We start from the raw sequence: 4,276 nt of genomic DNA, 5'->3' as shown, positions 1-4,276 counted from the left end.
CGCACGGACCGCCGGTGCCACCGCCCTCGGGCGTTCGTGGCGCCCGTGGGCGATCTGGGCGGTTGCGCCCGGTGCCCAGGAGTTCCCGGCCCGGCAGGTTCTCATGCTCCTCTCATGATGGCCTTAACTCTCCATCACGCCCGGTCCATAGGTTCGCGGCATGTTCTTCACCTACCTCCGGCGCGAGCTGCGCCGTCGCAGAAAGGCGGCGCTGGTCGTCGCCTCGGGGCTCGCCCTCGGCATTGCGCTGGTCATCGTCGTCAGCTCGGTCACCGCCGGGATGGGCAAGGCCCAGGACAAGGTCCTGGAATCGCTGTACGGCCTCGGCACGGACATGACCGTGACCAAGGCCGCCGCGGCGCAGGGCGCCACCGGTGCCCAAGAGCGCCCGAAGTTCAACTTCGACGCCAACGACAGCGACGACGACGCGACGCAGTCCACCGACCGCGTCATGGTCCAGGGCTTCCAGACCCTGGCCGACTCCACCGTCACCAAGGTCGGCAAGCAGTCCGGCGTGGCGAACGCGGTCGGCGGTCTGAGCCTGAACGTCATGAAGGTCGACGGTCAGTTCAAGCGCGGCGAGTTCAAGCAGGACCAGTCGTCCGGCAGCGGCAACGCCGGCGGCCAGGGCGGCTACGGCGGCGGCCAGGGCGGCGGCGCTCCGCAGGGCCGTGTCGAGGGCGGCGGCGCCTCCTTCGACGTCAACTCCTACACCGTGTACGGCACCGATGTCGCGCACCAGGACCTCGGTCCGCTGACCTCCTCCGAGATCACCAAGGGCCGTACCTTCAAGACGACCGAGACGAACGCCAAGGTCGCGATCGTCGACGCCTCCTACGCCAAGGAGAAGTCGCTCGCGGTCGACAAGACCGTCACGATCTCCGGCACCAAGTTCACGATCGTCGGCGTCTCCACCGCCAGCAGCGGTGACGCCGCGGCGAACCTGTACATCCCGCTCCAGCAGGCGCAGACGCTCTCGGACTCCAAGTCCAAGGTCACCACGGTCTACGTGAAGGCCAAGGACTCGACGGCCATCGACAGCGTCAAGTCGACCATCCAGAAGAACATCTCGGGTACCACCGTCACCACCTCCGCCGACCTGGCCGACACGGTCTCCGGCTCCCTCTCCACCGCCTCCGACCTGGCCTCCAGCGTCGGCAAGTGGCTCTCCATCGTCGTCCTGATCGCCGCCTTCGTGGTGGCGGGCCTGCTCACCTCCTCGGCGGTCAGCCGCCGCGTCCGCGAGTTCGGCACCTTGAAGGCGCTGGGCTGGAAGAGCGGCCGGGTCACCCGTCAGGTCGTCGGCGAGGCGCTCGTCAACGGCCTCATGGGCGGCGTCCTCGGTATCGCCGTCGGCCTGGCCGGCGCGTACATCGTCACCGCGATCAGCCCCACCCTCACCGCGGAGCTCGGCTCCTCCGGTGGCGGTGGCGGCGGTGGCGGGATGATGGGCGGAGGGATGGGCGGCCCCGGCCGTCAGTCCGCCGCGAAGACCCTGGACATCGCGCTGACCGCACCGGTCTCCGTCTCCACCATCGTGATCGCTGTCGTACTGGCCGTGGCGGGCGGGCTCATCGCCGGCGCGTTCGGCGGCTGGCGCGCCTCCCGGCTGCGCCCGGCCGACGCCCTGCGCCGCGTCGAGTAGTCACCGGCTCCACGACCTCATCTTCCGTACGTACAGCAGGAGTCCACACATGTACCAGCTCAGAGGCGTCACCAAGCGCTACATGCGCGGTAAGACCAAGGTCGACGCGCTCGCCGGTGTCGACCTGACCATCGAGGACGGTGGACGGCTCGTCATCCAGGGCCCCACCGGTGGCGGCAAGTCCACCCTCCTCCAGATGCTCGGCGGACTCGACCGGCCGACCGAGGGCACCATCGAGCTCGACGGTGTCGACCTCGCCAACCTCTCCGAGGCCAAGCTCACCAAGGTCCGGGCCGAGTCCATCGGCTTCGTGTTCCAGAGCTTCAACCTGATTCCGACGCTCACCGCCGCCGAGAACGTCGAGACCGCCCTGGTCCCGCTCGGCATCGGGGCGAAGGTCCGCCGCGAGCGGGCCATCGAGGCGCTGGAGTCGGTCGGCCTCGGCGACCGCCCCAGCCACCTGCCGAGCGAGATGTCCGGTGGGCAGCAGCAGCGTGTCGCCATCGCCCGCGCGCTGGTCAAGAAGCCCAAGGTGCTCCTCGCCGACGAGCCGACCGGCAACCTCGACGAGTCCATGCGCGACGAGATCATGACGCTGCTCGAAGGGCTCTGGAAGGAGCTGGGTCTGACCTTCGTCATGGTCACCCACGACAGCGCCCTCGCACGCAAGGCCCCGCGCCTCGCCACCATCCGCAAGGGCAAGGTCACCGTCACGGAGAACGCCTCCGCCTGACCCGGCCCGACACGCCCGCGCGATCGAACGCGCCGACCGCCCCAGGGCGGCCGGCGCGTTCGTGTATCCGCGTGCGCGGAACTTCCGTGTCGTGGCGGCGCGGCGGTCGTGGTGGAGCCACCGGCCGGGCGGCGGCGACGTTTCCGGGACCGGGTCCGGCGCACCGTTCGCGACGACCGAACGCGTGTGATTCCCGTCACGCCGCGAGGGGGCCGTGGGCTTGTCGGGCGGGCCGGGGAGCCGGTGATCCTTCGGAACCGTACGGTCGTTCGGGGGCCCGGTCGGGTCGGTGCGGGCGTCGTACGGTGGCCACTATGTGGATGATCCGGAGGGTGCGCGCCTCCCGAGAGGACAATTGAGCCATACACCGGTTTCGCTCGTCCCGCGCATGCGACCGCACACACATGCGGGGGCGGCAGGGCCGGGTGCGCTCTCGGGACGGGTGCGCACGTATCTGCCACTGCTCCATGGAAGGTCTTGATCAGATGTCGGTGTCTTCTGAAACCGCGTTCTCGTCCGCCGAGAGCCGCGTCATCGAGCCGCTCTACGCGGAGGTACTCCGGCGCAACCAGGGCGAGAAGGAGTTCCACCAGGCCGTCCGGGAGGTCCTGGAGACCCTCGGCCCGGTGCTCGCCGCGCGCCCCGAGTTCGTGGACGCCCGGATCATCGAGCGGCTGTGCGAGCCCGAGCGTCAGCTGATCTTCCGCGTGCCGTGGTCGGACGACAACGGCGACATCCACGTGAACCGCGGTTTCCGCGTCGAGTTCTCCAGCTCGCTCGGCCCGTACAAGGGCGGACTGCGCTTCCACCCCTCGGTCAACCTCGGCATCGTCAAGTTCCTCGGCTTCGAGCAGATCTTCAAGAACGCCCTCACCGGCATGCCGATCGGCGGCGGCAAGGGCGGCTCCGACTTCGACCCCAAGGGCCGTTCGGACGCCGAGATCATGCGCTTCTGCCAGTCCTTCATGACCGAGCTCCACCGTCACCTGGGCGAGTACACCGACGTCCCCGCCGGTGACATCGGCGTCGGCGGCCGCGAGATCGGCTACCTCTTCGGCCAGTACAAGCGGATCACCAACCGCTACGAGTCCGGAGTCCTCACCGGCAAGGGCCTCGGCTGGGGCGGCGCACAGGCGCGTACCGAGGCCACCGGCTACGGCTGCGTCATGTTCACCTCCGAGATGCTGCGCGTCCGCGGCGAGTCGCTGGAAGGCCAGCGCATCGCAGTCTCGGGCTCCGGCAACGTCGCCATCTACGCGATCGAGAAGGCCCAGCAGCTCGGCGCCACCGTCGTCACCTGCTCCGACTCCAGCGGCTACGTCGTGGACGAGAAGGGCATCGACCTCGACCTGCTCAAGGAGATCAAGGAGCAGGACCGGGGCCGGGTCTCCGACTACGCCGAGCGTCGCGGCGCCTCCGCCACGTTCGTGCCGGGCACCGGCCTGTGGACCGTGCCGGTCGACGTCGCGCTGCCCTGCGCCACGCAGAACGAGCTGCACGAGGCGGACGCCCGCGCACTCGTGGCGGGCGGTGTGAAGGCGGTCGCCGAGGGCGCCAACATGCCGACCACCCCTGAGGCCGTGCGCGTCTTCCAGGAGGCCGGCGTCGCGTTCGGCCCCGGCAAGGCGGCGAACGCCGGCGGCGTGGCCACCAGCGCGCTGGAGATGCAGCAGAACGCCTCCCGCGACTCGTGGACCTTCGCCCACACCGAGGCTCGGCTGGAGGAGATCATGCGGCACATCCACGACTCCTGCTACACCACCGCCGAGCGCTACGGCAGCCCGGGCAACTACGTGGTCGGCGCCAACATCGCCGGCTTCGAGCTGGTCGCCGAGGCGATGCTGGCCCAGGGCCTCATCTGACGGGTGACCGTATGCGGCCGGGGGGCCGGTTCCGCG

3 protein-coding genes are annotated in these 4,276 nt (G+C 69.8%); all 3 read left to right on the top strand.

Annotated elements, in window-relative coordinates; translation table 11 throughout:
• Positions 1 to 160 precede the first annotated feature (160 nt).
• The 3 genes from ACFWEP_RS32375 to gdhA all read left to right on the top strand — a co-directional run bounded on the left by ACFWEP_RS32375 (position 161) and on the right by gdhA (position 4,240).
• A complete protein-coding gene (locus tag ACFWEP_RS32375) occupies positions 161 to 1,645 on the top strand; it encodes an ABC transporter permease (protein ID WP_387375526.1) in 1,485 nt (494 codons plus the stop codon).
• 49 nt (positions 1,646 to 1,694) lie between these two features.
• Positions 1,695 to 2,378: an ABC transporter ATP-binding protein gene (locus ACFWEP_RS32370; protein ID WP_387375524.1), complete on the top strand. Its 684-nt coding sequence runs from the start codon at positions 1,695 to 1,697 to the stop codon at positions 2,376 to 2,378.
• Positions 2,379 to 2,863: 485 nt separating this feature from the next.
• Entirely contained in the window at positions 2,864 to 4,240 is a 1,377-nt protein-coding gene (gdhA, locus tag ACFWEP_RS32365; protein ID WP_387375522.1) for an NADP-specific glutamate dehydrogenase, read from the top strand.
• Positions 4,241 to 4,276: the final 36 nt, after the last annotated feature.

It is taken from the genome of Streptomyces sp. NPDC060198, assembly GCF_042728415.1.
GTDB lineage: Bacteria > Actinomycetota > Actinomycetes > Streptomycetales > Streptomycetaceae > Streptomyces.
The sequence above is the reverse complement of the archived record's forward strand: the minus strand, read 5'-3'. Positions and strand labels throughout refer to the sequence as shown.